The sequence below is a fragment of the Pseudoxanthomonas sp. Root630 genome (genome assembly GCF_001427585.1).
Lineage (GTDB): Bacteria > Pseudomonadota > Gammaproteobacteria > Xanthomonadales > Xanthomonadaceae > Pseudoxanthomonas_A.
Genome location: NZ_LMGY01000019.1, coordinates 34711 through 56069 on the forward strand (window position 1 = coordinate 34711; position 21359 = coordinate 56069).

A 21359-nucleotide genomic window follows, 5' to 3' on the forward strand; every position below is an offset into this window, starting at 1 on the left:
CCCGCCCATGACTCCCCTGATTTTCGTTACCGGCGGCGTTGTGTCCTCGCTAGGCAAGGGCATCGCCGCCGCTTCGCTTGCGTCCATCCTTGAAGCACGTGGCCTGAAGGTCACGATGATGAAGCTGGACCCCTACATCAACGTCGACCCGGGCACCATGAGCCCGTTCCAGCACGGCGAGGTGTACGTCACCGACGACGGCGCCGAGACCGATCTGGACCTGGGCCACTACGAGCGCTTCGTGCGCACCCGCCTGAGCCGCAAGAATTCGGTCACCACCGGCCGGATCTACGAGAACGTGATCCGCAAGGAGCGCCGCGGCGACTACCTGGGCGCCACGGTGCAGGTGATCCCGCACATCACCGACGAGATCCGCCGCTGCATCGACGAGGCCACCGAAGGTTTCGACGTGGCGCTGGTGGAGATCGGCGGCACGGTCGGCGACATCGAATCGTTGCCCTTCCTGGAAGCGATCCGCCAGATCCGCACCGAGCGCGGCCCCGAAAAGGCCCTCTTCATGCACCTGACGCTGGTGCCTTACGTGGCGGCCGCGGGCGAATTGAAGACGAAGCCCACCCAGCACTCGGTGAAGGAACTGCGCTCGATCGGTATCCAGCCCGACGTGTTGCTGTGCCGTTCCGAGCAGCCGATCCCGGACTCCGAGCGCCGCAAGATCTCGCTGTTCACCAACGTGCCCGAGCGCGCCGTCATCAGCGTGCCGGACGTGGACGTGCTCTATCGCATCCCGATGGGCCTGCATGGCCAGGGGCTGGACGAGATCGTCCTGCGCCAGTTCCGCATCGAGAACGCCAAGTCCGCCGACCTGTCCGAGTGGGAGGCCGCGGTCGATGCGACGCTCAATCCGCTGGACGAGGTGACCATCGCGGTCGTCGGCAAGTACGTCGACCACCAGGATGCGTACAAGTCGGTGGGCGAGGCGCTCAAGCACGGCGGTCTGCGCCAGCGCACGCGCGTCAATCTGAAGTGGATCGAAGCGCAGGAACTGGAAGGTACCGACATGGCCCTGTTGCAGGGCGTGGACGGCATCCTGGTGCCGGGTGGTTTCGGCGACCGCGGTTTCGAAGGCAAGGTGCTGACATCGCGCTTCGCGCGCGAACAGAAGCTGCCCTACTTCGGCATCTGCTACGGCATGCAGGCGGCGGTCGTCGACTATGCCCGCCATGTGGCCGGGCTGGACGACGCCAACAGCACCGAGAACGACAAGCAGTCGCCGCACCCGGTGATCGGCCTGATCACCGAATGGCGTACCGCTGCGGGTGATGTCGAGAAGCGCGACGAACGCTCCGACCTGGGCGGCACGATGCGCCTGGGCCTGCAGGAGCAGCGCCTCAAGCCCGGCACGCTGGCGCGCGACCTGTACGGCAAGGACGTGGTGGCCGAGCGTCACCGCCATCGCTACGAGTTCAACAACCGGTACCGCACCCAGTTGGAGGACGCCGGCCTGGTGATCGCCGCCAAGTCGATGGACGATCTCCTGGTGGAAATGGTCGAGCTCCCGCGCGCCGTGCACCCGTGGTTCCTGGCCTGCCAGGCGCATCCGGAGTTCCTGTCCACGCCGCGCGACGGCCATCCGCTGTTCGTCGGCTTCATCCGTGCCGCCCGCGAGAAGAAGGCGGGCGGGAAGCTGTTGAAGGAAGCGCGCGCGTAACTGTCCTGCACCGGCGCCGTCCGCGGCGCCTGCAACGAAGGAGTGGTGAATGAAGCTCTGTGGATTTGACGTTGGCCTGGACCAACCCCTGTTCCTGATCGCCGGCCCGTGCGTGATCGAATCGATGCAGTTGCAGATCGACGTCGCCGGCCGCCTGAAGGAGATCACCGGCAAGCTGGGGATGAACTTCATCTTCAAGTCCAGCTTCGACAAGGCCAACCGTACCTCGGGTACCAGCTTCCGCGGCCCGGGCATGGAAGAGGGCCTGAAGGTGCTGGACGCGGTGAAGAAGCAGGTCGGCGTGCCGGTGCTCACCGATGTGCATGAGTACACGCCGATGGACGAAGTCGCGGCCGTCGTCGACGTGCTGCAGACGCCGGCCTTCCTTGTGCGCCAGACGGACTTCATCAGGAAGGTCTGCTCGGCCGGCAAGCCGGTCAACATCAAGAAAGGCCAGTTCCTGTCGCCGTGGGACATGAAGCCCGTGGTCGACAAGGCCAAGTCCACCGGCAACCAGGACATCATGGTCTGCGAGCGCGGTGCGTCCTTCGGTTACAACAACCTGGTCAGCGACATGCGTTCGTTGAGCGTCATGCGCGATACCGGCTGCCCGGTGGTGTTCGATGCGACGCATTCGGTGCAGTTGCCGGGCGGGCAGGGCAGCAGCTCGGGCGGTCAGCGCGAATTCGTGCCGGTGCTGGCGCGTGCGGCCGTCGCCGTCGGCGTCGCCGGACTGTTCGCCGAGACGCATCCGGATCCGGCCAAGGCATTGTCCGACGGCCCGAATGCCTGGCCGCTGGACAAGATGGAAGCGCTGCTGGAAACGCTGCTGGCGCTGGACGGCATCACCAAGAAGAACGGTTTCCTCGAATCCACTCTCTGAGCTGAGCACACGACACGATGACCCAGATCGCCAAGATCCACGCCCGCGAAATCCTCGATTCCCGCGGTAATCCCACCCTCGAAGCCGAGGTCACGCTGGAAGACGGTTCCTTCGGTCGCGCCATGGTGCCGTCCGGCGCCTCGACCGGTACCAAGGAAGCCGTGGAGCTGCGCGATGGCGACAAGACCCGCTACCTGGGCAAAGGCGTGCGCAAGGCGGTGGAGAACGTCAACACGGCGATCGCCACGGCGCTGAAGGGCTTCGATGCCGCCGACCAGGAAGGCCTGGACCGCCGCCTGATCGACCTGGACGGCACCGAGAACAAGGGCCGCCTGGGCGCCAATGCGCTGCTCGGCGTCTCGCTGGCCAATGCGCATGCCGTGGCCGCTTCGAAGCAGCAGCCGCTGTGGCAGTACCTCGCCACCGGCGACGTGACCCTGCCGGTGCCGATGATGAACATCATCAATGGCGGTGCACACGCCGACAACAACGTGGACTTCCAGGAGTTCATGGTATTGCCGGTCGGCTTCGATTCGTTCGCCGAGTCGCTGCGTGCCGGCACCGAGATCTTCCACTCGCTGAAGTCGGTGCTGAAAGGCCACGGCCTGAGCACGGCAGTAGGCGATGAAGGCGGCTTCGCCCCGGACTTCCGCAGCAACGTGGAAGCGCTGGACACGATCCTCGAGGCGATCGGCAAGGCCGGCTACACCGCGGGCGAGGACGTGCTGCTGGGCCTGGACGTGGCCTCCAGCGAGTTCTTCGACAACGGCAAGTACCACCTGGTGGGCGAGAACAAGCGCCTGACCAGCGAGCAGTTCGTCGATTTCCTCGCCGACTGGGCCGCGCAGTACCCCATCATCACCATCGAAGACGGCCTGGCCGAAGACGACTGGGCGGGCTGGAAGCTGCTGACCGACCGGATCGGCAAGAAGGTGCAGCTGGTCGGCGACGACCTGTTCGTCACCAATCCCAAGATCTTCAAGGAAGGCATCGAGTCCGGCACCGCCAACGCGATCCTGATCAAGGTCAACCAGATCGGCACGCTGAGCGAAACGCTGGAAGCGATCTCGATGGCGCACCACGCCAACTACGCGGCGGTCGTGTCGCACCGCTCCGGCGAAACCGAGGACACCACCATCGCCGACATCGCGGTGGCCACCACGGCGACCCAGATCAAGACCGGCTCGCTGTGCCGCAGCGACCGCGTGGCCAAGTACAACCAGCTGCTGCGCATCGAAGAGGCGCTGGGCAGCAAGGCGCGCTACGCCGGCCGCAACGCCTTCGTGTCGCTGAAGAAGTAATCCATGCGCAAGGCGCCCTGGCTCCTGCTGGTGCTCGTGCTGCTGCTGGGCTGGCTGCAGTACAAGTTCTGGTTCGGCGTCGGCAGTTCGGGCCAGGTCGTCGCGCTGGAGCAGCAGGTCGAAGTGCAGAAGCGCGAGAACGCCGGTCTGCAGGAGCGCAACGACGCGCTCGCCGCGGAAGTCGAGGACCTCAAGTCCGGCGAATCCGCGGTGGAGGAGCGCGCTCGCAGCGAACTGGGCATGATCAAGCCGGGCGAGAAGTTCTATCGTGTGGTCGAGCCGGTGCCTGCCGCGCCCGCCGACGGTGATGACGCGGCGCCCGGTACGGACGAAGAGGCTGCGCCCTGATGGCCGGTGTCTGGGCGGTGGTGCCGGCCGCCGGTCGTGGTACCCGTTTCGGCAGCGAACTGCCCAAGCAGTACCTGGCCGTGCGCGACCGCCCGCTGATCGCCTGGACACTGCAGGCCTTGTTCGCCCATGACGCGGTCGAAGGCGTGGTGATGCCATTGTCGGAGAACGATCCGGATTGGCCGGGCTGGACGGAATACGACGGGCGGCCGCTGATCGCGTGTACCGGCGGCGCGACGCGTGCGGCGTCTGTGCTGGCAGGTTTGCGCGCCTTGCCGGCCAGCGTGCGTGCCGACGACTTCGTGCTGGTGCACGATGCGGCGCGCCCGAACCTGGGCCGGGAAGATCTGGCGCAGTTGCTGGAGCGCGGTCGGAACGATCCCGTCGGTGCGATCCTCGCCGCGCCCGTGCGCGACACCCTCAAGCGGGCGGGCGATGACGGCGGTATCGATGGCACGGAACCGCGCGAGCGCCTGTGGCGCGCCTTCACCCCGCAGCTGTTCCGCCGCCTGCAACTGACCCGTGCACTGGAAGCCGCGACGACCGATGGCATCGAAGTGACCGACGAGGCCATGGCGATGGAGCGACAGGGCCTGCGTCCGTTGCTGGTGGAAGGCGCGGAAAGCAATTTCAAGATCACCACGCGCGCGGACCTCGAGCGGTTCGAGTTCGAACTCTCGCGCCGCGTCTGATCCACGACGGTATCGCCATGCCAGACACCTTGAACATCCGCATCGGCCAGGGCTTCGACGTGCACGCCTTCGGCGAGGGCGGCCACGTCATGTTGGGCGGTGTGCGCGTGCCGCACGACCGGGGCGTGCTGGCGCACAGCGATGGCGACGTGGTGCTGCACGCGCTGTGCGACGCCATGCTGGGCGCGCTCGCGCTCGGCGACATCGGTAGGCACTTCCCGCCCTCCGATGATCGCTGGAAAGGCGCGGACAGCATCATGTTCGTGCATCACTGCGAGCAGCTGCTGCGCGAACGCGGCTGGCGGGTTGGAAACGCCGACATCACCGTGATCTGTGAGCGACCGAAAGTCGGGCCGCATGCCTGGGCGATGTGTGAACAGGTCGCGACGGCTCTCGGTATCGAAACCGACGCCGTCAGCATCAAGGCCACCACGACGGAGAAGCTCGGCTTCACCGGTCGCGGCGAAGGCATCGCGGCGCAGGCCGTGGTGCTGTTGGTGAAGGCGTGAGCGAAGGCCTGCCGCGCGCGTTCGGCGCGCCCGTGTTGACGGCGCGGTTCCGCAGCACGCCCGAAGATTTCTTCGTCGAAGAACTCCCGGGGTTCGATCCGTCGGGTCAGGGCGAACATCTGCTGCTCACGGTGGAAAAGCGGGGCATGAACACCGCCTTCGCCGCCAAGCGCATCGCGGCCTGGGCGGGCATCGCCGAGATGGGCGTGGGGTATGCCGGGCTGAAGGATCGCCACGCGGTCACCCGCCAGCGTTTCAGCGTGCACCTGCCGCGCAAGGTCGCGCCCGATCTGGCAGGTCTCGCAGCGGACGACTTCAAGGTCATCGATGCGACGTGGCATTCGCGCAAGCTGCCGCGCGGTGCGCTGGCCGGCAACCGGTTCGTGCTGGTGCTGCGCGACGTGGAAGGCGAGCGTGATGCGATCGATGCGCGGCTCGGCGAAATCGCGTCCCACGGCTTGCCCAACTGGTTCGGCGAGCAACGATTCGGGCGCGATGGCGGCAACGTGGCCGCGGCGCTGGCGATGTTCGCCGGTCGACGGGTGCGCCGCGACCAGCGGTCGATTTTCCTGTCGGCGGCGCGCTCGGAACTGTTCAATCGCGTGCTCGCTACGCGGCTTGCTGACGGGAGCTGGAACCGGGGCATCGAAGGCGAAGTGTGGATGCTGGCCGGCAGCCGCAGCGTATTCGGACCCGAACCGTGGAACGAGACGCTCGCGCAGCGCCTGGCGGACTTCGACATCCATCCGACGGGGCCACTGTGGGGCACGGGCGAATCGCGTGCCCAGGCCGCGGCGCGGGCCTGCGAGGACGCCGCACTGCAGGCCGACGACGCGCGTGCGTTGCAGGCCGGACTTGAGCAGGAAGGGCTCCGCCAGGAGCGTCGCGCGCTGCGCCTGAAGCCCGATGGGTTGGCGTGGCACTGGCCGGAGGCGTCCACGCTGCACGTGGAGTTCGCGCTACCACCCGGCAGCTACGCAACGGCCGTACTGCATGAGTTGGGTGAGGTGTCTGAAGGTTCCGGGGCGGCCTGAGCCGTTCGTCGGAAAGCACGCGCCAGCACTGGCAGCGCGGAATGGCGGGCGTATAAGCGGAGGCAGCGGCGGCGGGTGATGCATCGCTGTCCGTGTGGGCCGCAGATCCTTCCCGCTCCCAGGAGGTCGCCATGAGTCGCCTCAATTGCCTTTCCTGTGCCGTGTTCCTCACCGTGCTGCTTTCCGCGTGCGCGAGCACCCAGACCGCACGCAGCTCCGACAAGACGCTCATGCAGCGCCAGACGGATGTGGACGAGGTCTACGTGGGCTACGTCAATACGGTCGCCAAGCTGCGTGGCACCCGCGTCATGTGGGTCCACCTGCCGAAGAAGAAGGCGCCGGAGACCATTGCCGCCGCCCGTTGACCTTCGGTTTCAGCTCCGGGCGAGCAGCACGAGCACCGCGCCCGTACCGCCCTGAGCGGGCGGTGCCGAATGGAACGCCAGCACGTCTGAGCGCTGGCGCAGGATCCTGTCGACCACATTCTTGATGACGGGCGCGCCGGCATCGGATCGCGTTCCCTTGCCGTGGATGATGCGAACGCAGCCATGGTCGTGCTGATGGGCCTCCGCCAGGAAATGCCTCAGCAGCCCTTCGGCCTGTAGCGCCGTCGCACCATGGAGGTCCAGTTCGTCCTGTGCGGAGAACTGGCCGCGCTTCAGGCGCTGGAACACCCGTGGCGGCACCACGTCGCGCCGGTGGCTGAGCACATCGCCGGCGGCATGCAGCTCTCGTGCGTCCAGCCCGCGTTGGAACTCGCTGCGCGCATCGCGCTCGTCCTGCTCGGCCATGCGCGCGCGGGGCTTGGGCGGTGCCTTGCGGGGCGGCAGCGGGATGTCATCCAACCGGCGGACATCGCCGATCGCATCGCGGAACAGTGCGGCATCGTCATCGTCGGGCGGCGGGGGCTTGACCATGCCGCCAGCGTAGCGACATCGCCCGATCGCGGCCAGATTGCGCAAGCGCGGGAAGCGCAGGCGCTGTTCCGGTATCATGGGCCGTCCCCGAGGAACCCCATGCGCGTACTGGTCAGCAACGACGACGGCGTCGACGCCCCCGGCATCCGAATCCTGGCAGAGGGCCTGCGCAGCGCGGGTCACGAGGTGTACGTGGTCGCACCCGATCGCGATCGCTCCGGCGCCAGCAACTCGCTGACGCTCGATCTGCCGATCCGGCTCAAGCGCATCGATCACTACACGTGCAGCATCGCAGGCACGCCCACCGACTGCGTCCACCTTGCGCTGACGGGCATGCTGGAGTTCGAGCCGGACATCGTGGTGTCGGGCATCAACAACACCGCGAACCTGGGCGACGACGTCATCTATTCCGGCACCGTGTCGGCCGCGATGGAAGGGCGCTTCCTCGGTCTGCCGGCGGTGGCGATGTCGCTGGCCACGAAGAACCACGACGCGAAGCACTACGAGACCGCTGCGCGTGCCGCAGTGGAAATCGTGGCGCGGCTGAAGGCCGATCCGTTGCCGGCCGACACCATCCTCAACGTCAACGTGCCCGACCTCGCCTGGGCCGATGTGCGCGGTTTCGAAGTCACCCGCCTGGGCAACCGTCACCGGTCCGAGCCCTGCGTCCCGCAACCCGACCCACGTGGCCACACGGTGTACTGGATCGGTCCGGCCGGGCGCGAGCAGGACGCCGGCCCCGGCACCGACTTCCATGCGGTCCGCACCGGGCATATCTCGATCACGCCGATCCACGTCGACCTGACCCGCTACCAGGCGCTGGAAAAGGTGGCCGGTTGGGTGGGCGGGCTGACGGCCGCCCTGGAGGCGTCTGCATGACGCCGCGGTTGCGCCTGCAACCTGAAGCGGTGGGCATGGGCATGACCTCGCAGCGCGTCCGCGACCGGCTGGTCGAACGGCTCCGGGAGTCGGGCATCGCCGACGAGCGCGTGCTCAATGCGATCCGCACGCTGCCGCGCCACTTGTTCGTGGACGAGGCGCTGGCCACGCGGGCGTACGAAGACACCGCGTTGCCGATCGGCCACAGCCAGACGATTTCCCAGCCCTGGGTGGTCGCGCGGATGACCGAGGTGCTGCTCGAGAACGCACCGAAGAAAGTGCTCGAGATCGGTACCGGCTCGGGCTACCAGGCGGCGGTGCTGGCGATCCTCGGGCTGGAGGTCTACACCGTCGAGCGCATCGGCGACCTGCTGCGCCAGGCACGCAAGCGCCTGCGCCAACTCGGCATGAACGTGCGCAGCAAGCACGACGATGGCCGTATCGGCTGGGTCGAGCATGGCCCTTACGACGGCATCATCGTGACTGCCGCGGCACCCGCGCTGGTGCCGGTACTGATCGAGCAGCTCGCCGTCGGCGGACAACTGGTCGCCCCCGTGGGCGGCAGCGGTTCGCAATCGCTGGTGCGGCTGGTGAAGCGCGAGGACGGCAGCATCGAGGAAACCACGCTGGCGCCGGTCGTCTTCGTGCCGCTGCTGTCGGGCACGCTGGACTGATCGCATGACCGACACGCCACACAGCGGGACCGTCGACCCGGCCGCCTCCCTGGGCCAGCAACTCGCGGACATCATCGAGCGCCTTCCGCCGGACACCCTGAGCCTGGGCGAACTGCTGGATGTCTTCAGCGACGAAGGCCTGCTGCTGCTCACCATCCTGCTGACGCTGGTGTTCCTGATCCCGGTGTCGATCCCCGGCGTGAGCACGGTGTTCGGCGCGGCCATCCTGCTGGTCGGCATCAGTCGCCTGTTCAATCGACCGCTGTGGTTGCCGGCGCGCGTGAAACACAAGGCGTTGCCCGCAGATCGCCTGCGCCCGGGTCTTACCGCGGGGCTGGTCTGGGTGCGCCGCATGGAGAAGATCAGCCGGCCGCACCGGTTGCGTTTCTTCGTGGATGGGCCGGGGCAGGGCGTGTTCAACAACCTGGCCTTCATCCTCGCGGCCCTGCTGCTGATGGCGCCTTTCGGATTCGTCCCATTCAGCAACACCCTGCCAGCCTTGGCCCTGCTGCTCTACGCCATCGGCTTCATCCAGCGCGATGGCGGTGCGATCCTGCTGGGCCATCTTGCGAACATCGGGACGATCATCTACTTCAGCGTGCTGATCGGCGGCGGCGGTGTGGCGGTACGCGAACTGTTCCAGCGACTGACCGGCTGACGCCGCGACGCCGCGCCCCGTGAGGAAACGACGAGAACGCATGACCACCACGCACCACTCCGGCACCCGCATGATGCGCGCCCTCCTGATCGGCTTCGCCATCGCGACGCTCGCGGCGTGCTCCACCACCGTGGTGCGCGAGCCTGCGTCGTCGTCGTCCACCCGCAAACCTTCGCAGGCCAAGCCTGGCGCCACCGTGCGCGTGCAGCGCGGCGACACGCTGTACGGCATCGCGTTCCGCAACGGCGTCGACGTGAAGGACCTGGCGGCCTGGAACGGCATCGCGCCGCCCTACACGATCTATCCCGGCCAGTCGCTCAAGCTCTATCCGGGTTCCGGTAGCCGCCCTGCGGCGACCACCACCACGCCGGCACGGCCCGCGACCGGTACCACCACGCGGCCCACGCCGCCGCCGGCACCGATCACGCGCCCCGCCGCGACACCGGCACCCGCCAACAGTGGATTCGCCTGGCGCTGGCCGGCCGACGGCCACCTCATCGGCCGGTTCGTCAATGGCGATGCCACCAAGCAGGGCGTCGACATCGCCGGCAGCAATGGCCAGGCCGTGCGCGCAGCGGCCGATGGCGTAGTGGTGTATTCCGGCGCCGGTCTCGTCGGCTATGGCGAACTCATCATCGTCAAGCACAACGAACAGTGGTTGTCCGCCTATGGCCACAACCGCAAGCGGCTGGTCAACGAAGGGCAGAGCGTGAAAGCCGGCCAGCAGATCGCCGAAATGGGCAGCAGCGGCGCCGCGCGCGAGATGCTGCACTTCGAGATCCGCCACAACGGCAAACCGGTCGATCCGCTGCAGTACCTGCCGGCGCGATGACTCCCCGCCGGGCGCGAAGCCTGCGCTTCACCGTCGCGCTGCTGCTCGCCGCCGCCTTCGTGCTCGCAGGGTGTGCCTCGACGGCGCGCGGCGCGAAAGGGTCGGAGGCACCGCTCGACGTGGTCACGCTGAACCTCTGGCATGACAAACAGGACTGGCGGCATCGGCAGGACATGATCGTGGCCGAACTGCGCACGCTCGCGCCCGACGTGATCGTCGTGCAGGAAGTGCTGCAGGACGTCGCTCTGCCCAACCAGGCGCAGGTCCTCGCATCGCGGCTGGGTTACGACTACCGGTTCTTTTCCGTCGATGCGCCGTCACAGGCGCGTCGCTACGGGAACGCGATCCTGGTCCGGGGCACGGTCGAAGCGTCCCGCGAAGTGAAGCTGGCGCCGTTGGACGACTACCGCAATGCGGGGTGGGTCCGCGCGACGGTGCGCGGCCGGCCACTGAACGTCTACGCCACCCACCTGCACCACACGCCAGAAGGCGGTGCGATCCGTGCGGAGCAGGTCGCCGGTGTGCTTGCCCTGATCGACGCCACGTCCGGCGACGTGCCGTCGGTGATCGGTGGCGACTTCAATACGCGCTCCGATACGCCCGAGCTGGCGCCCCTGGCCGCGAAGTTCATCGAGGCCTACGCGCGCACTCACGAGGTTGGAGATGCCAACGCGGTCGCGCACAGCACGCTCAACACGCACCTGGGCCATCCGCCCGAACGCATCGACCATGTCTTCGTCCAGCGCGATGCGTTCCGCGTCGTGGACGCGCGCATCATCCTCGACCGGCCCGATGCCGGCGGCGCATGGCCATCAGATCATTACGGCGTCTGGGTGCGGGTGATGCAGAGCGACGTTTCGCGCCGATAGTCCTTGCCCCATGTGCGGTGGCCGGACGTGTCGATGTGGATTTTCGTCGGCGTATAGAAGCCCAGGCCCATCGCCAGCGCGGGGCCTTGTTCGCGCCAGAAACGGCACAGGTCTTCGACATGCGCATCGCTCGGCAGGTCGAAGTCCAGCGCCGTGTTATCCAGGTGCCGGCTACGTGAACTGCCACCGGAGCAGGTGTTCAGCGCCGGCGAGCGGTAGCCCGAACGGATGCCATGGCCATCGAGCCAACCCGATGCCTGGAGTTGCTGCACCACACGCAACGTGGGAATGATCGCTGCGGCGCGATCCGGTGGCGGCAGCGCGAATTCTTCCGCATCGCAGGCGCGCCAGCGGCGGCTCGAACGCAACAGCGCCTGCATCGGCACGACGTCCGCCACCCGGCCTTCACTCAACACGCGCTCGTAGCCGGACAGGCCAGCAGCATGGGAAGTGGTCTTCCATGTCGCGTAGCGCGCGGCCTCGTCGGGTTCCGGGGCGATGCAGGCCGGGATCGTCAGGCAGGTCAGGAAAAGAAGGAATGCGCGACGCATCGTCGCGGCAGGATCAGCGAGGCGACAGCAGGAAACCGGCGACCACCCGTCGCGATTCGCCGGCCAGCACGTTGAAGGTGCGTGCGGCGGCGGCGTTGGTCATCACTTCCAGCCCCACGCCCTGGCGCAGGCATGCGGCCATCACGGCCGCGGGCGGAAACACCTGGCGGTCACCGGTACCCAGCAGGATCACTTCAGGCTGGAGGGCAAGGAGGGGGGCCATGTCTTCTGGCGTGAGCGCTGCGCTGTCGCTGACCGACCAGCTCTCGGTCAGTTGCTGTGGCGACAGGATGAAGCTGGCGGTCAACAGGCGATCGTTCACCCGGGCGTGCTGCCCGTCGGCGGACCGCAGGGTGAAGGCGTAGTCGGGCAGTTCGTGGCTCAGCTGCATGGCGGGGGCCTGCGCCGGCGTATCAACCGCGCGGCAGCACGATGTGCCGGCGTTCCTTGCTGGGGCGGTACAGCACGGCGGTGTGGCCGATCCGCTGCACCAGGGCTGCGTCGGTCTTGTCGGCGAGGTCGTCGATCATGGCGTCCCGGGCCTCGCGGTCTTCGCCTGCCACCTTCACCTTGACCAGCTCGTGCTGCTCCAGCACGCCATCCAGCTCCGCGATGAACGCGGCGGTGACGCCCTTGTTGCCGATCTGCAGCAGGGCCTTGAGGTCATGGGCCTGGCCGCGCAGGAAACGGGTCTGGGCGGCGGTCAGGGCTACAGGCATGCGGCACGGTACGGGTCGTAAAGGGGGATCAGGGTATCATGGCGGCCCCCCAGAACGGCTCCGGCGGCTCCCGTCGCAGCGTGCCCGGAGACCTCGCCGCCCATGGCTACCCGCAGCAAGAGCAGCCAGCGCTGGCTGAAGGAACACTTCTCCGACCCCTATGTGAAGAAGGCCCAGGCCGAGGGCCTGCGCTCGCGCGCGGCGTACAAGCTGGAGGAGCTGCTCGAGCGCGACCGCCTGCTCAAGCCGGGCATGGTGGTGGTCGACCTGGGCGCCGCCCCCGGTGGCTGGTCGCAGTTCGTCCGCCAGGCGATGGGCGACAACGGCCGCGTGGTGGCCATGGACATCCTGGACATGCCCCCGCTGGCCGGGGTGGACTTCCTTCATGGGGATTTCAGGGAGGACAGCGTCCTATCCCAACTGGAAGCCATGCTGGACGGCGCGCCCGTGGACCTTGTGCTGTCGGATATGGCCCCCAATAAGAGTGGTGTGGATGCGGTCGACCAGCCGCGGATGATGCACCTGGCGGAGTTGGCGATGGAGTTCGCCGACGGCCATCTGAAGCCGGGCGGGGCGTTCCTGATCAAGCTGTTCCAGGGCGCCGGTTCCGACGACTACATCCGCGAGCTTCGCCGCCGCTATGACAAGGTGGCGATCCGCAAGCCGGATGCGTCCCGCAAGCGCTCGCCCGAGGTGTATGCCCTGGGACAGGGCAAGCGGGCCCAGATCAAGTAAGGTGACGTAAAGTGCGTATTACGAAAGAGGAACGCCGGAGCCGATGAGGATGAACGACCTGACCAAGAATCTGCTGCTGTGGGTAGTCGTCGCCGTCGTGCTGATGGTCGTCTTCCAGAGCTTCTCGCCGAAGGGCGCGAGCACCGCGGCCATCGCGGGCGGCACGACCTATTCCGACTTCCTCGACCAGGTCGACAGCGGCAACGTCCAGCGCGTCGAGTTCGGTGGCGATGCGCGCGGCGGCGTCGGCGAGATCACCTACTCCCTCCGTAACGGCGACAGCAAGACGATCAACGCGCCGTTCGATCGCGACCTGATCAACGACCTGCGCACGAAGAAGGTCGAGATCATCCAGAAGGAACCGCCCAGCGGCATCAGCCTGACGGCGATCCTGTTCAACTTCCTGCCCGTGCTGCTGATCATCGGCTTCTGGATCTTCATCATGCGCCAGATGCAGGGCGGCGGCGGCGGTGCGAAGGGCGCGATGTCCTTCGGCAAGTCGCGCGCCAAGCTGCAGGGCGAGGACCAGGTGAAGGTCACCTTCGCCGACGTCGCCGGCTGCGACGAAGCGAAGGAAGAAGTCGGCGAGCTGGTCGAGTTCCTGCGCGACCCGGGCAAGTTCCAGAAGCTGGGCGGCAAGATTCCGCGCGGCGTGCTGATGGTCGGCCAGCCCGGCACCGGCAAGACGCTGCTGGCCAAGGCCATCGCGGGCGAGGCCAAGGTGCCGTTCTTCAGCATCTCTGGTTCGGACTTCGTCGAGATGTTCGTCGGCGTCGGCGCCAGCCGCGTGCGCGACATGTTCGAGCAGGCCAAGAAGCATGCGCCGTGCATCATCTTCATCGACGAAATCGACGCCGTCGGCCGCCATCGTGGCGCCGGCCTGGGCGGCGGTCATGACGAGCGCGAGCAGACCCTGAACCAGCTGCTGGTCGAGATGGACGGTTTCGAGGGCGGCGAAGGCGTCATCGTGATCGCTGCCACCAACCGCCCCGACGTGCTTGACCCGGCGCTGCTGCGCCCGGGCCGCTTCGACCGCCAGGTGACCGTGGGCCTGCCGGACGTGAGGGGCCGCGAACAGATCCTGCGCGTGCACATGCGCAAGCTGCCGCTGGCCGACGACGTCGAGCCGATGGTCATCGCGCGCGGTACCCCGGGCTTCAGTGGCGCGGACCTCGCCAACCTCTGCAACGAGGCCGCGCTGTTCGCTGCCCGCGAGAACGCCAAGGAGGTCCGCATGGACCACCTGGATCGCGCCCGCGACAAGATCATCATGGGCACCGAGCGTCGCTCCATGGCGATGAGCGAGGAAGAGAAGCGCAATACGGCTTACCACGAGTCCGGCCACGCCATCGTCGGCCGACTGGTCCCCGAGCACGACCCGGTCTACAAGGTGACCATCATCCCGCGCGACCGCGCGCTGGGCGTGACCGTGTACCTGCCGGAAGGCGACAAGTACAGCATCAACCGCACCGGTATCGAGAGCCGCCTGTGCACGCTGTATGGCGGACGCGTGGCCGAAGAGCTGATCTTCGGTGCCGACAAGGTCACCACCGGTGCGTCGAACGACATCGAACGCGCCACCAAGATGGCGCGCAACATGGTGACCAAGTGGGGCCTGTCCGAAGAGCTGGGGCCGATCACCTACGCCGAAGAGGAAGAGGAAGTCTTCCTGGGGCGTTCGGTGTCCCAGCACAAGAACGTGTCCGACGACACCGCGCGCAAGATCGACGAGGTCGTCCGCAACATCCTGGACAAGGCGTACGCGCGCACCACCAAGATCCTCACCGACAACATCGACAAGCTGCACGTCATGGCGGATACGCTGATGCAGTACGAAACCATCGATGCCCCGCAGATCGACGCCATCATGGAAGGCCGCGATGTGCCGCCGCCGCTGGGTTGGACGAAGTCGGACAAGGACGACAAGCCCGAATCGCGCCCATTGCCGCCGATCGGTGGGCCGGCCGCGCAGACCTGAGCGCGTTGCCAGCATGACGATGAAAGGCCAGACTTGCGTCTGGCCTTTTTTCTTGGCCACGGTGATACCGGAGGCGGGGTGCCGAAGGGTCGTCGCGCCGACCACAAGGGGACGTCATGAAAGGGGGAGTCATGAAAGGAGCTGTCGTGAAAGGAGCTGCCGTGAAAGGGATCCTGATGGGCGTCGTCCTGCTGGGGACGTCCTCAATGGCGCCGTTCGCCCACGCGGCGGACTTCACGGCGCAACGATCGGTGCCCTTCGCGGAGGATTCGATCGTGGCGGGCAACATCAAGCGCGAGTGCGAGATCGCGACCCAACTGCCTGCGGCACTGGTCCGTTTCGCCGCTGAAGGAGGCCATCGCGTCGAGCTCCAGGACACGCCGGATACGGCCTCCGGCCAGGTCGTGAAGATGGAGATCCACGACGCGCAGAGCGCCGGCAATGCCTGGATGGGTCACCACAAGTCGGTCACCGTCAAGGGATCGCTGTATCGCGACGGGCAGCAGGTCGCGAAGTTCGTGGCGCGCCGCAACTCGAGGGGCGGCTTCGGTGCCGGCTTCAAGGGCTCCTGCGCGGTGCTCGAGCGGACCGTCAACGCCATCGGCAAGGACGTGGCCGGATGGTTGAACAATCCCAGCGACGGCGCCCAGCTCGGCGATCTGCGCTGATCGCAAGCACGCAGGAAGACCATCATGTTCGACACCTCTCCCCAGCTTGATTGCGCCGGCCGCATCCTGCGGCTCGACCGCCCGCAGGTCATGGGCATCGTCAACGTCACGCCGGACTCGTTCTCCGACGGTGGCGCGCACGACACCACCGACGCTGCGGTCGCGCATGCACTGAAGCTGGTGGAAGAGGGCGCCGACCTGCTCGACATCGGTGGCGAGTCCACGCGTCCCGGCGCCGCCGATGTCGAGGTGGAGGAAGAACTCCGCCGCGTGGTGCCGGTGATCGAACGGCTGGCCGCGCAGGTGTCCGTGCCGATCAGCATCGACACCTCCAAGCCGGAGGTGATGCGTGCCGCCGTGCAGGCGGGCGCCGGCCTGATCAACGATGTCTACGGCCTGCGCCGCGAGGGTGCGCTCGATGCCGCGGCTGCGCTCGGCGTGCCGGTGGTGCTGATGCACATGCAGGGCGAGCCGCGCTCGATGCAGGCCGCGCCGCAGTACGACGACGTGGTGGGTGACGTGCATCGCTTCCTGGCCGAGCGCATCTTCGCCGCCGAGATGGCGGGCATCCCGAAGAAGCGCATCGTCATCGATCCGGGCTTCGGCTTCGGCAAGGACACTGCGCACAACCTGCAACTGCTCGCGCAGTTCGAACGCTTCGTCGAACTCGGCGTACCGGTGCTCGCGGGCCTGTCGCGCAAGCGCAGCATCGGCGAGCTGACCGGCCGCGACGTGCCGGCGGATCGTGCCGCCGGTTCGGTGGCTGCGCACCTGATCGCCGTGCAGCGCGGCGCCCTGATCGTGCGCGTGCACGATGTCGCCGCCACCGTCGATGCGTTGAAAGTCTGGAACGCCGTCGCCGCCGTACCCGCACCCCGCAAGGCCGCGGCCACGCCGACGATCCGCTGGCCCGACGACGACTGACTGGCCGGCGCATGGCGCCCTCCGCGTTGGCATCAGCGTCGGGGAGGGGAGTCGTCCATGCGTATCGCATCGCTGGTCCTGCTGTGTCTGTTGCTGACCGCGTGCAACCGCGCGCCGCCGTCACCGCCCGTGGTGTCGGTACCCGCGCCGCCGCCGGGCGATCCCGTCGAAGGACTGCGCGTCGCGACCCGCGTCGGCTGCAACGGCTGCCATGGCCCTGACGGTGCCGGCAAGGTGTTCATGGAGAACCCCGACATGGGCCGCATCGTCGCGCCCAACCTCACCCAGCGTCGCGCGCTTTACGATGATCCCGCGCTCGCCGCCCTGCTGCGCGAAGGCCGCACGCACGACGACCATGTGCCGTGGGGCATGCCGATCAAGATGTTCCAGCACCTGAGCGACCGCGAAGTGCGCGACATCACCGCCTGGCTGCGTGGCCTGCCGGCCGTGGACAACCCGACACTGCCTGCCGGGCAGTGGTCCGACGCGCTCACGACATCCACGAACGACGGCACGCATCCCTGGCTGGTCGACATGGTGCCCGACCCGGGCCATGAACCACCGGCCGCACCCCCGACGCAGGCGCTCGCACTCGGCCGGCACCTGGCCTACACCTCCTGCACGGAATGCCACGCCTGGGACCTCAACGGGTGGGAAGGCGATCCCGCGCCGTCGCTGGTGGTCGCCAAGGCCTATACGTCCGAGCAGTTCACCCGGCTGATGCGTACCGGCGAGATCGCTGCCGGCGGCAGATCGAAGACCGGCATGATGAGCGGCGTGGCGGCCTATCGGTATCCGGTGATGACCGACGAAGAGATTGCCGCGCTGAAGCAGTTCCTCGATTCCCGTTGAACGTCTCGCGTTGAACGTCGCGGGCGTCTCGCCAGCGTGATCAGCGGTCCGCGCGAGGCGGTTGCACGGTTTGCAGCCATCCCGCGGTCAGCGGTGCGCCGTCGTTCACCGGTGCAACGCGCATGCCCGCCGTCGGTGGCGTCGTGGCTGCGGCCGGCGTCGGGATCAGCGGCTGCGCGCCATTGACCCGGATCGGAGTGCCGCCGTTCTGCTGCTTCCAGTGCCGCAACAACTGCCGCAAGGCTTCCGGTGGCGTCGTGGACGGCGCCGCGCCGGCCTGGTTGCGCACGTTCTCGCCATGGCAACCCGTACACGTGCGGATCTCGCCGGGCTGCAGCGTCACCCACAAACGTTCGCGCACGACAGGCACACCCGCGGTGTCCGTGCTCTGCCAGGTCAGCGCGCGGCTGGCGGGAACGAAGGCCGCCGTCGAGCCATCGGCGGCGATACGCACGCTGCCGGCCGGCCCTCCCGCGTTGGACGGATTCGCTGCGACCGCCATCGGCTGCGCGATCGGCCGGCGTCCACGCTGGTAGATCGAGCCATTGTTGTAGGCGCGGATCATGTTGGCCTGCAGGATCTGGTAGTGCGAGATCTCGTAGATCCGGCCGCTGCCTCCCAGCGTCTGCACGCCGCCGGGCACGCGCAGGTTGTAGGGCTGCTGCTTGTCGTCGCGATCGCGGGCGGTCTGGTTGCGGGTGACGATCAGGGCAAGTGCGTTCGCTTTCAGCCAGGCGCGGAATGCGGCCTCGTTGACCTGCTCGCTGGCGAACACCGACTGCTCGGGCGATGCCATCGGCGTGGTGGTCACCGGCGGACGCGTGCGCGCGACAACCTCCACCGGGTCGATCTCCCACAACACGCCGTTGTAGCTGCGCTGGCTGTCCGGATCCCACCACGTCAGGTTCTTGGTGATGCCCGGGGTCAGCGCCGGCCCCGCCACCAGCAGGCCGCCGGCATTCGTCTGCAACTGGTGCAGGCGCAGCGGGACGCCGGCCTGGAACGCCGGGCTGCTGGTGTAGCTGGCGACCATGTGGCCGCTGCTCATCGGCAATGGGCTGCGGAAGCGGCCGCCGGCCAGGTTGCCGCTGCCGTCGACGGGCGGCGAGGCATCGACGATCTCCATCTGCTCTGCGTTGAGATTCGGCGCGCCCGTAATGCGGACGATCTGGTCGGTGCCGCCGGTGGCGAATTCGCGGGTATAGATGGCGTAGTAGCTGCCCGCGACGGTCGGGTCCTCGCGCAGCTGGAACAGGCCGCCATCCATGCGGATGTATTTCTTGTTGGCGATCAGCGCGGTGTTGGAATAGTCCGACAGGGCGCTATCGGTCGAGAAGGATTTCGGTAGGTAACCGAACGAGAGTTCCTGCCGGCCGATATGGTTGAGCGTGAGCTCTTCGCTGCCGTCCTGGTTCATCTGCCACGGCGTGAACAGGTTGTAGGTGAAGCCGTTGACGTTGCCGTACGCACTGCCCATGCCGCTGCGCGATTCGGGGAAGGTCTCCGGCTGCAGGCCGATGCTCGCGGCCCCGGAGGCCTCGCTGGCCACGTCGTAGGCACCGTAGGTGCCGGCGTCGGCCTGCTGGTCGCGTTGCAGATGGTCCCAGCGGATGAAGACCACCCGGCCATAACTGTCGATGCTGGGCGAGAACGCGCCGCTCGGCGCGTGGTTGAGCAGGCGCAGCTGGCCGTTGGACGGGTCCAGTTGCCAGATGCCGGTGATCGTGGGCGTGCTCTCGTATTCGTCGAGCTGCGGATACAGGTGCGCCTCACCGCCGCGCGGGCGGTCCGAGGTGAACAGGATGCGGTCCTGGCTGTCGTAGAGCGGCGAGACGTTGTTGTAGTCCGCCGGCTGGTTCGCCACCTTCGTGACGACGACCGCCTGGCCCTGGCCCAGTCCGGTGACTTCGAACAATTGCCACTTCGCGGTGGGGTGCACGTAGCGCTGCGGCGGTCCGCCGACCACCATGCTGAAGATGGCCTTGGTGCCGCTCCAATGCACGGCCGGTTCGCGCACCGCGATCGCCGTGGCGCCCTGCTGGCCTTCCATGCCGAAGCCTGCTTCCTTCGTCAGGTTGCGCAGCGTGCCGTCGGGGTAGCGGATCATCAGATCGCCCCCGCGCGGCAGCGCCGCCATGCTGGGCAGATGGTTGGCGAAGGTCGACATCCGGCTGGCGAACGGATCGCCCTGCGTCGGCACCTGGGTCACGAACAGGATCGGGTTGGGCACCGCGGTGGTCGGGACGGCCGCTGCCGTCACCCGCACGGGCGATGCCGCCGCCGCAGGCCATGCGGTCGCTGCGGCCTGCGCGGCAGTCGCGTCGACGGGCGCGGCGTTGTCCGCTTGGCATGCGGAGAGCAGCGCAGCCATCGCGAACAGGGGCAGCAGGGGCCGCGGCGAAAACAGGTGAAGAACGGGCATCCGGTCGACTCGCGCTGGGAAACATCAACGTCCACGGTGTGCGACGTCGCGATGATCGGCATCGCGCGCATCGGCGTCCCTCGGCATCCCCCTGTGGACGCGGGCCGAATGTACCTGAGCGCCAAGCCTCTCTGCCGACCCGGCATCGCCAAGCATGACCGGCATCGCAGAAAGCGTTTGATCGTGGAATCGCGCGTTAAGCTGGGCGCCCTCGCGCACGACGTTCCGCCTGCATGCCGTTCGATATCCGTCCTCTCGCCATTGCCATCATGGGCCCGACCGCGTCGGGCAAGACGGCGTTCGCGTTGGACGTGGCCGAACGCTTCAACGGCGAGATCGTCAGCGTCGATTCGGCGCTGGTCTACCGCGGCCTGGATATCGGCGCGGCCAAGCCCACCGCAGCGGAGCAGGCGCGCGTGCCGCACCACCTGCTCGATGTCCGCGATCCGTGGCAGACGTATTCCGCCGCCGACTTCGCCGCCGACGCGCGCAAGGCGATGGACGACATCGCCGCACGCGGCCGCCTGCCGGTACTGGCAGGCGGTACCGGCCTCTATTTCCAGGCGCTGCTCGAAGGACTGGCGGCGATGCCGCCGGCCGACGCCGCCCTGCGCGAACGGATCAGCGCCGAGGCGGAGCGGGTCGGCTGGCCGGCGCTGCATGGCGAACTCGCGCGCATCGATCCCGACGCGGGCGCGCGCATCCACGCCACCGATCCGCAGCGCATCCAGCGTGCGCTGGAAGTCTTCCGGCTGACCGGCAAGCCCATCAGCCAGTGGCAGCGCGAAGCGCGGCGCGACCGCCTGCCGTTCCGCGTACTCAAGCTGGTGCTGGCGCCGGCCGATCGCGCCGTACTGCATGCGCGGATCGCGCAGCGCTTCGACCTGATGCTGGCGCAGGACTTCCTGGAGGAAGTGCGCCGGCTGCGCGCGCTGCCCGGCATGCAGGCCGTGGCCGCGCCGCTGGAGCTGCCGGCGGTGCGCGCCGTCGGCTATCGGCAGGCGTGGGAGTTCCTGGACGGGCAGGGCGATGCCCAGGACGTCCGCGAACGCGCCATCGCGGCCACCCGCCAGTTGGCCAAGCGGCAACTCACCTGGCTGCGCGGCGAGCTGGATGCCCGCTGGTTCGACCCCGCCACCGAGCACGCGCGGCTGGCGCAGGCGCTGGACCTGTTCCTCCCACGGGGATGAGTCCCCGGGGCCCAGCATGGCGGAACTGGGACCGGCTGCCTGCCTTCGCGGCGCC

General features: G+C 67.8%; 24 protein-coding genes. 19 read left to right on the plus strand and 5 right to left on the minus strand.

The genetic code is table 11. The features are described 5' to 3' along the window. Positions 1–7 precede the first annotated feature (7 nt). The 8 genes from ASD72_RS17870 (at position 8) to ASD72_RS17905 (ending at position 6801) form a co-directional block, all read left to right on the plus strand. Positions 8–1669: a CTP synthase gene (locus ASD72_RS17870; RefSeq protein WP_056881324.1), complete on the plus strand. Its 1662-nt coding sequence runs from the start codon at positions 8–10 to the stop codon at positions 1667–1669. Positions 1670–1718: 49 nt separating this feature from the next. Next, positions 1719–2552: a 3-deoxy-8-phosphooctulonate synthase gene (gene kdsA / locus ASD72_RS17875; protein ID WP_056881325.1), complete on the plus strand. Its 834-nt coding sequence runs from the start codon at positions 1719–1721 to the stop codon at positions 2550–2552. A gap of 17 nt (positions 2553–2569) precedes the next feature. Further along, a complete protein-coding gene (gene eno / locus ASD72_RS17880; protein WP_056881326.1) occupies positions 2570–3853 on the plus strand; it encodes a phosphopyruvate hydratase in 1284 nt (427 codons plus the stop codon). A gap of 3 nt (positions 3854–3856) precedes the next feature. Then, a complete protein-coding gene (gene ftsB, locus ASD72_RS17885; RefSeq protein WP_056881327.1) occupies positions 3857–4201 on the plus strand; it encodes a cell division protein FtsB in 345 nt (114 codons plus the stop codon). Further along, the gene (gene ispD, locus ASD72_RS17890) at positions 4198–4893 is read left to right on the plus strand and encodes a 2-C-methyl-D-erythritol 4-phosphate cytidylyltransferase (RefSeq protein ID WP_200948934.1); all 696 of its coding nucleotides are present in this window, start codon (positions 4198–4200) and stop codon (positions 4891–4893) included. The genes ftsB and ispD overlap by 4 nt, the downstream gene beginning before the upstream one ends. 17 nt (positions 4894–4910) lie before the next feature. After that, positions 4911–5402 (plus strand): 2-C-methyl-D-erythritol 2,4-cyclodiphosphate synthase, encoded by a 492-nt coding sequence (ispF, locus tag ASD72_RS17895; protein ID WP_056881329.1) that lies wholly within the window; start codon positions 4911–4913, stop codon positions 5400–5402. Beyond that, entirely contained in the window at positions 5399–6436 is a 1038-nt protein-coding gene (truD, locus tag ASD72_RS17900) for a tRNA pseudouridine(13) synthase TruD (protein ID WP_056881330.1), read from the plus strand. The genes ispF and truD overlap by 4 nt, the downstream gene beginning before the upstream one ends. A gap of 131 nt (positions 6437–6567) precedes the next feature. Continuing rightward, positions 6568–6801, plus strand: coding sequence for a hypothetical protein (locus tag ASD72_RS17905; protein WP_155944728.1), 234 nt, complete (start codon positions 6568–6570; stop codon positions 6799–6801). Positions 6802–6810: 9 nt separating this feature from the next. Here the strand turns inward: ASD72_RS17905 and ASD72_RS17910 are convergent, their stop codons facing one another. After that, positions 6811–7353 carry a Smr/MutS family protein gene (locus tag ASD72_RS17910; RefSeq protein ID WP_056881475.1) on the minus strand — a complete coding sequence of 181 codons (543 nt, stop codon included), beginning with the start codon at positions 7351–7353 and terminating at the stop codon, positions 6811–6813. Positions 7354–7452: 99 nt separating this feature from the next. On the opposite strand from ASD72_RS17910, the gene surE reads away from it, so the two are divergent. The 5 genes from surE to ASD72_RS17935 are packed head-to-tail and all read left to right on the plus strand — an operon-like array spanning position 7453 to position 11265. Continuing rightward, the gene (gene surE, locus ASD72_RS17915; RefSeq protein ID WP_056881332.1) at positions 7453–8232 is read left to right on the plus strand and encodes a 5'/3'-nucleotidase SurE; all 780 of its coding nucleotides are present in this window, start codon (positions 7453–7455) and stop codon (positions 8230–8232) included. After that, positions 8229–8906 (plus strand): protein-L-isoaspartate(D-aspartate) O-methyltransferase, encoded by a 678-nt coding sequence (locus ASD72_RS17920; protein WP_056881333.1) that lies wholly within the window; start codon positions 8229–8231, stop codon positions 8904–8906. The genes surE and ASD72_RS17920 overlap by 4 nt, the downstream gene beginning before the upstream one ends. Positions 8907–8910: 4 nt before the next feature. After that, positions 8911–9564, plus strand: a complete 654-nt coding sequence (locus ASD72_RS17925) for an exopolysaccharide biosynthesis protein (protein WP_056881334.1) — start codon at positions 8911–8913, stop codon at positions 9562–9564. A gap of 40 nt (positions 9565–9604) precedes the next feature. Then, positions 9605–10396, plus strand: coding sequence for a peptidoglycan DD-metalloendopeptidase family protein (locus ASD72_RS17930; protein WP_056881335.1), 792 nt, complete (start codon positions 9605–9607; stop codon positions 10394–10396). Then, positions 10393–11265 (plus strand): endonuclease/exonuclease/phosphatase family protein, encoded by an 873-nt coding sequence (locus ASD72_RS17935; protein ID WP_056881336.1) that lies wholly within the window; start codon positions 10393–10395, stop codon positions 11263–11265. Before ASD72_RS17930 ends, ASD72_RS17935 begins: the two co-directional genes overlap by 4 nt. Here the strand turns inward: ASD72_RS17935 and ASD72_RS17940 are convergent. From ASD72_RS17940 to yhbY, 3 genes are read right to left on the minus strand one after another with little or no spacing between them, the layout of a single operon-like run. Continuing rightward, entirely contained in the window at positions 11217–11816 is a 600-nt protein-coding gene (locus tag ASD72_RS17940) for a D-Ala-D-Ala carboxypeptidase family metallohydrolase (protein WP_056881337.1), read from the minus strand. The two genes, ASD72_RS17935 and ASD72_RS17940, sit on opposite strands and share 49 nt — an antisense overlap. Before the next feature lie 13 nt (positions 11817–11829). Continuing rightward, positions 11830–12207, minus strand: coding sequence for an Mth938-like domain-containing protein (locus ASD72_RS17945; protein WP_056881338.1), 378 nt, complete (start codon positions 12205–12207; stop codon positions 11830–11832). Positions 12208–12229: 22 nt separating this feature from the next. Continuing rightward, positions 12230–12535: a ribosome assembly RNA-binding protein YhbY gene (yhbY, locus tag ASD72_RS17950; protein ID WP_056881339.1), complete on the minus strand. Its 306-nt coding sequence runs from the start codon at positions 12533–12535 to the stop codon at positions 12230–12232. 102 nt (positions 12536–12637) lie between these two features. On the opposite strand from yhbY, the gene rlmE reads away from it, so the two are divergent. From rlmE to ASD72_RS17975, 5 genes are all read left to right on the plus strand, one after another. Then, entirely contained in the window at positions 12638–13270 is a 633-nt protein-coding gene (rlmE, locus tag ASD72_RS17955; protein ID WP_056881340.1) for a 23S rRNA (uridine(2552)-2'-O)-methyltransferase RlmE, read from the plus strand. Positions 13271–13319: 49 nt separating this feature from the next. After that, the gene (gene ftsH / locus ASD72_RS17960) at positions 13320–15248 is read left to right on the plus strand and encodes an ATP-dependent zinc metalloprotease FtsH (protein WP_056881341.1); all 1929 of its coding nucleotides are present in this window, start codon (positions 13320–13322) and stop codon (positions 15246–15248) included. A gap of 161 nt (positions 15249–15409) precedes the next feature. Then, positions 15410–15916: a hypothetical protein gene (locus tag ASD72_RS17965; RefSeq protein WP_155944730.1), complete on the plus strand. Its 507-nt coding sequence runs from the start codon at positions 15410–15412 to the stop codon at positions 15914–15916. Between the two features lie 24 nt (positions 15917–15940). Next, on the plus strand, positions 15941–16840 hold the full coding sequence (gene folP / locus ASD72_RS17970) for a dihydropteroate synthase (RefSeq protein WP_056881343.1): 900 nt from the start codon (positions 15941–15943) through the stop codon (positions 16838–16840). A gap of 57 nt (positions 16841–16897) precedes the next feature. Then, positions 16898–17692, plus strand: a complete 795-nt coding sequence (locus tag ASD72_RS17975; RefSeq protein ID WP_056881344.1) for a c-type cytochrome — start codon at positions 16898–16900, stop codon at positions 17690–17692. Positions 17693–17732: 40 nt separating this feature from the next. Here the strand turns inward: ASD72_RS17975 and ASD72_RS17980 are convergent, their stop codons facing one another. Then, positions 17733–20114 carry a hypothetical protein gene (locus tag ASD72_RS17980; protein ID WP_056881345.1) on the minus strand — a complete coding sequence of 794 codons (2382 nt, stop codon included), beginning with the start codon at positions 20112–20114 and terminating at the stop codon, positions 17733–17735. Between the two features lie 233 nt (positions 20115–20347). Between ASD72_RS17980 and miaA the strand changes: the two genes are divergently transcribed. Beyond that, complete coding sequence (gene miaA, locus ASD72_RS17985) at positions 20348–21304, plus strand: tRNA (adenosine(37)-N6)-dimethylallyltransferase MiaA (protein WP_056881346.1); 957 nt, start codon at positions 20348–20350, stop codon at positions 21302–21304. Positions 21305–21359: the final 55 nt, after the last annotated feature.

What these genes read in the sequence shown, in the direction of transcription:
- ASD72_RS17910 (WP_056881475.1), bottom strand. Translation starts at nt 7,353, where the DNA reads ATGGTCAAGCCCCCGCCGCCCGACGATGACGATGCCGCACTGTTCCGC.
- ASD72_RS17905 (WP_155944728.1), top strand. Translation starts at nt 6,568, where the DNA reads ATGAGTCGCCTCAATTGCCTTTCCTGTGCCGTGTTCCTCACCGTGCTG.
- folP (WP_056881343.1), top strand. Translation starts at nt 15,941, where the DNA reads ATGTTCGACACCTCTCCCCAGCTTGATTGCGCCGGCCGCATCCTGCGG.
- eno (WP_056881326.1), top strand. Translation starts at nt 2,570, where the DNA reads ATGACCCAGATCGCCAAGATCCACGCCCGCGAAATCCTCGATTCCCGC.
- ASD72_RS17870 (WP_056881324.1), top strand. Translation starts at nt 8, where the DNA reads ATGACTCCCCTGATTTTCGTTACCGGCGGCGTTGTGTCCTCGCTAGGC.
- yhbY (WP_056881339.1), bottom strand. Translation starts at nt 12,535, where the DNA reads ATGCCTGTAGCCCTGACCGCCGCCCAGACCCGTTTCCTGCGCGGCCAG.
- kdsA (WP_056881325.1), top strand. Translation starts at nt 1,719, where the DNA reads ATGAAGCTCTGTGGATTTGACGTTGGCCTGGACCAACCCCTGTTCCTG.
- ASD72_RS17945 (WP_056881338.1), bottom strand. Translation starts at nt 12,207, where the DNA reads ATGCAGCTGAGCCACGAACTGCCCGACTACGCCTTCACCCTGCGGTCC.
- ASD72_RS17975 (WP_056881344.1), top strand. Translation starts at nt 16,898, where the DNA reads ATGCGTATCGCATCGCTGGTCCTGCTGTGTCTGTTGCTGACCGCGTGC.
- ASD72_RS17980 (WP_056881345.1), bottom strand. Translation starts at nt 20,114, where the DNA reads ATGCCCGTTCTTCACCTGTTTTCGCCGCGGCCCCTGCTGCCCCTGTTC.
- ispF (WP_056881329.1), top strand. Translation starts at nt 4,911, where the DNA reads ATGCCAGACACCTTGAACATCCGCATCGGCCAGGGCTTCGACGTGCAC.
- ASD72_RS17940 (WP_056881337.1), bottom strand. Translation starts at nt 11,816, where the DNA reads ATGCGTCGCGCATTCCTTCTTTTCCTGACCTGCCTGACGATCCCGGCC.
- ASD72_RS17930 (WP_056881335.1), top strand. Translation starts at nt 9,605, where the DNA reads ATGACCACCACGCACCACTCCGGCACCCGCATGATGCGCGCCCTCCTG.
- ASD72_RS17925 (WP_056881334.1), top strand. Translation starts at nt 8,911, where the DNA reads ATGACCGACACGCCACACAGCGGGACCGTCGACCCGGCCGCCTCCCTG.
- ftsB (WP_056881327.1), top strand. Translation starts at nt 3,857, where the DNA reads ATGCGCAAGGCGCCCTGGCTCCTGCTGGTGCTCGTGCTGCTGCTGGGC.
- ASD72_RS17935 (WP_056881336.1), top strand. Translation starts at nt 10,393, where the DNA reads ATGACTCCCCGCCGGGCGCGAAGCCTGCGCTTCACCGTCGCGCTGCTG.
- rlmE (WP_056881340.1), top strand. Translation starts at nt 12,638, where the DNA reads ATGGCTACCCGCAGCAAGAGCAGCCAGCGCTGGCTGAAGGAACACTTC.
- ftsH (WP_056881341.1), top strand. Translation starts at nt 13,320, where the DNA reads ATGAACGACCTGACCAAGAATCTGCTGCTGTGGGTAGTCGTCGCCGTC.
- surE (WP_056881332.1), top strand. Translation starts at nt 7,453, where the DNA reads ATGCGCGTACTGGTCAGCAACGACGACGGCGTCGACGCCCCCGGCATC.
- miaA (WP_056881346.1), top strand. Translation starts at nt 20,348, where the DNA reads ATGCCGTTCGATATCCGTCCTCTCGCCATTGCCATCATGGGCCCGACC.
- ASD72_RS17920 (WP_056881333.1), top strand. Translation starts at nt 8,229, where the DNA reads ATGACGCCGCGGTTGCGCCTGCAACCTGAAGCGGTGGGCATGGGCATG.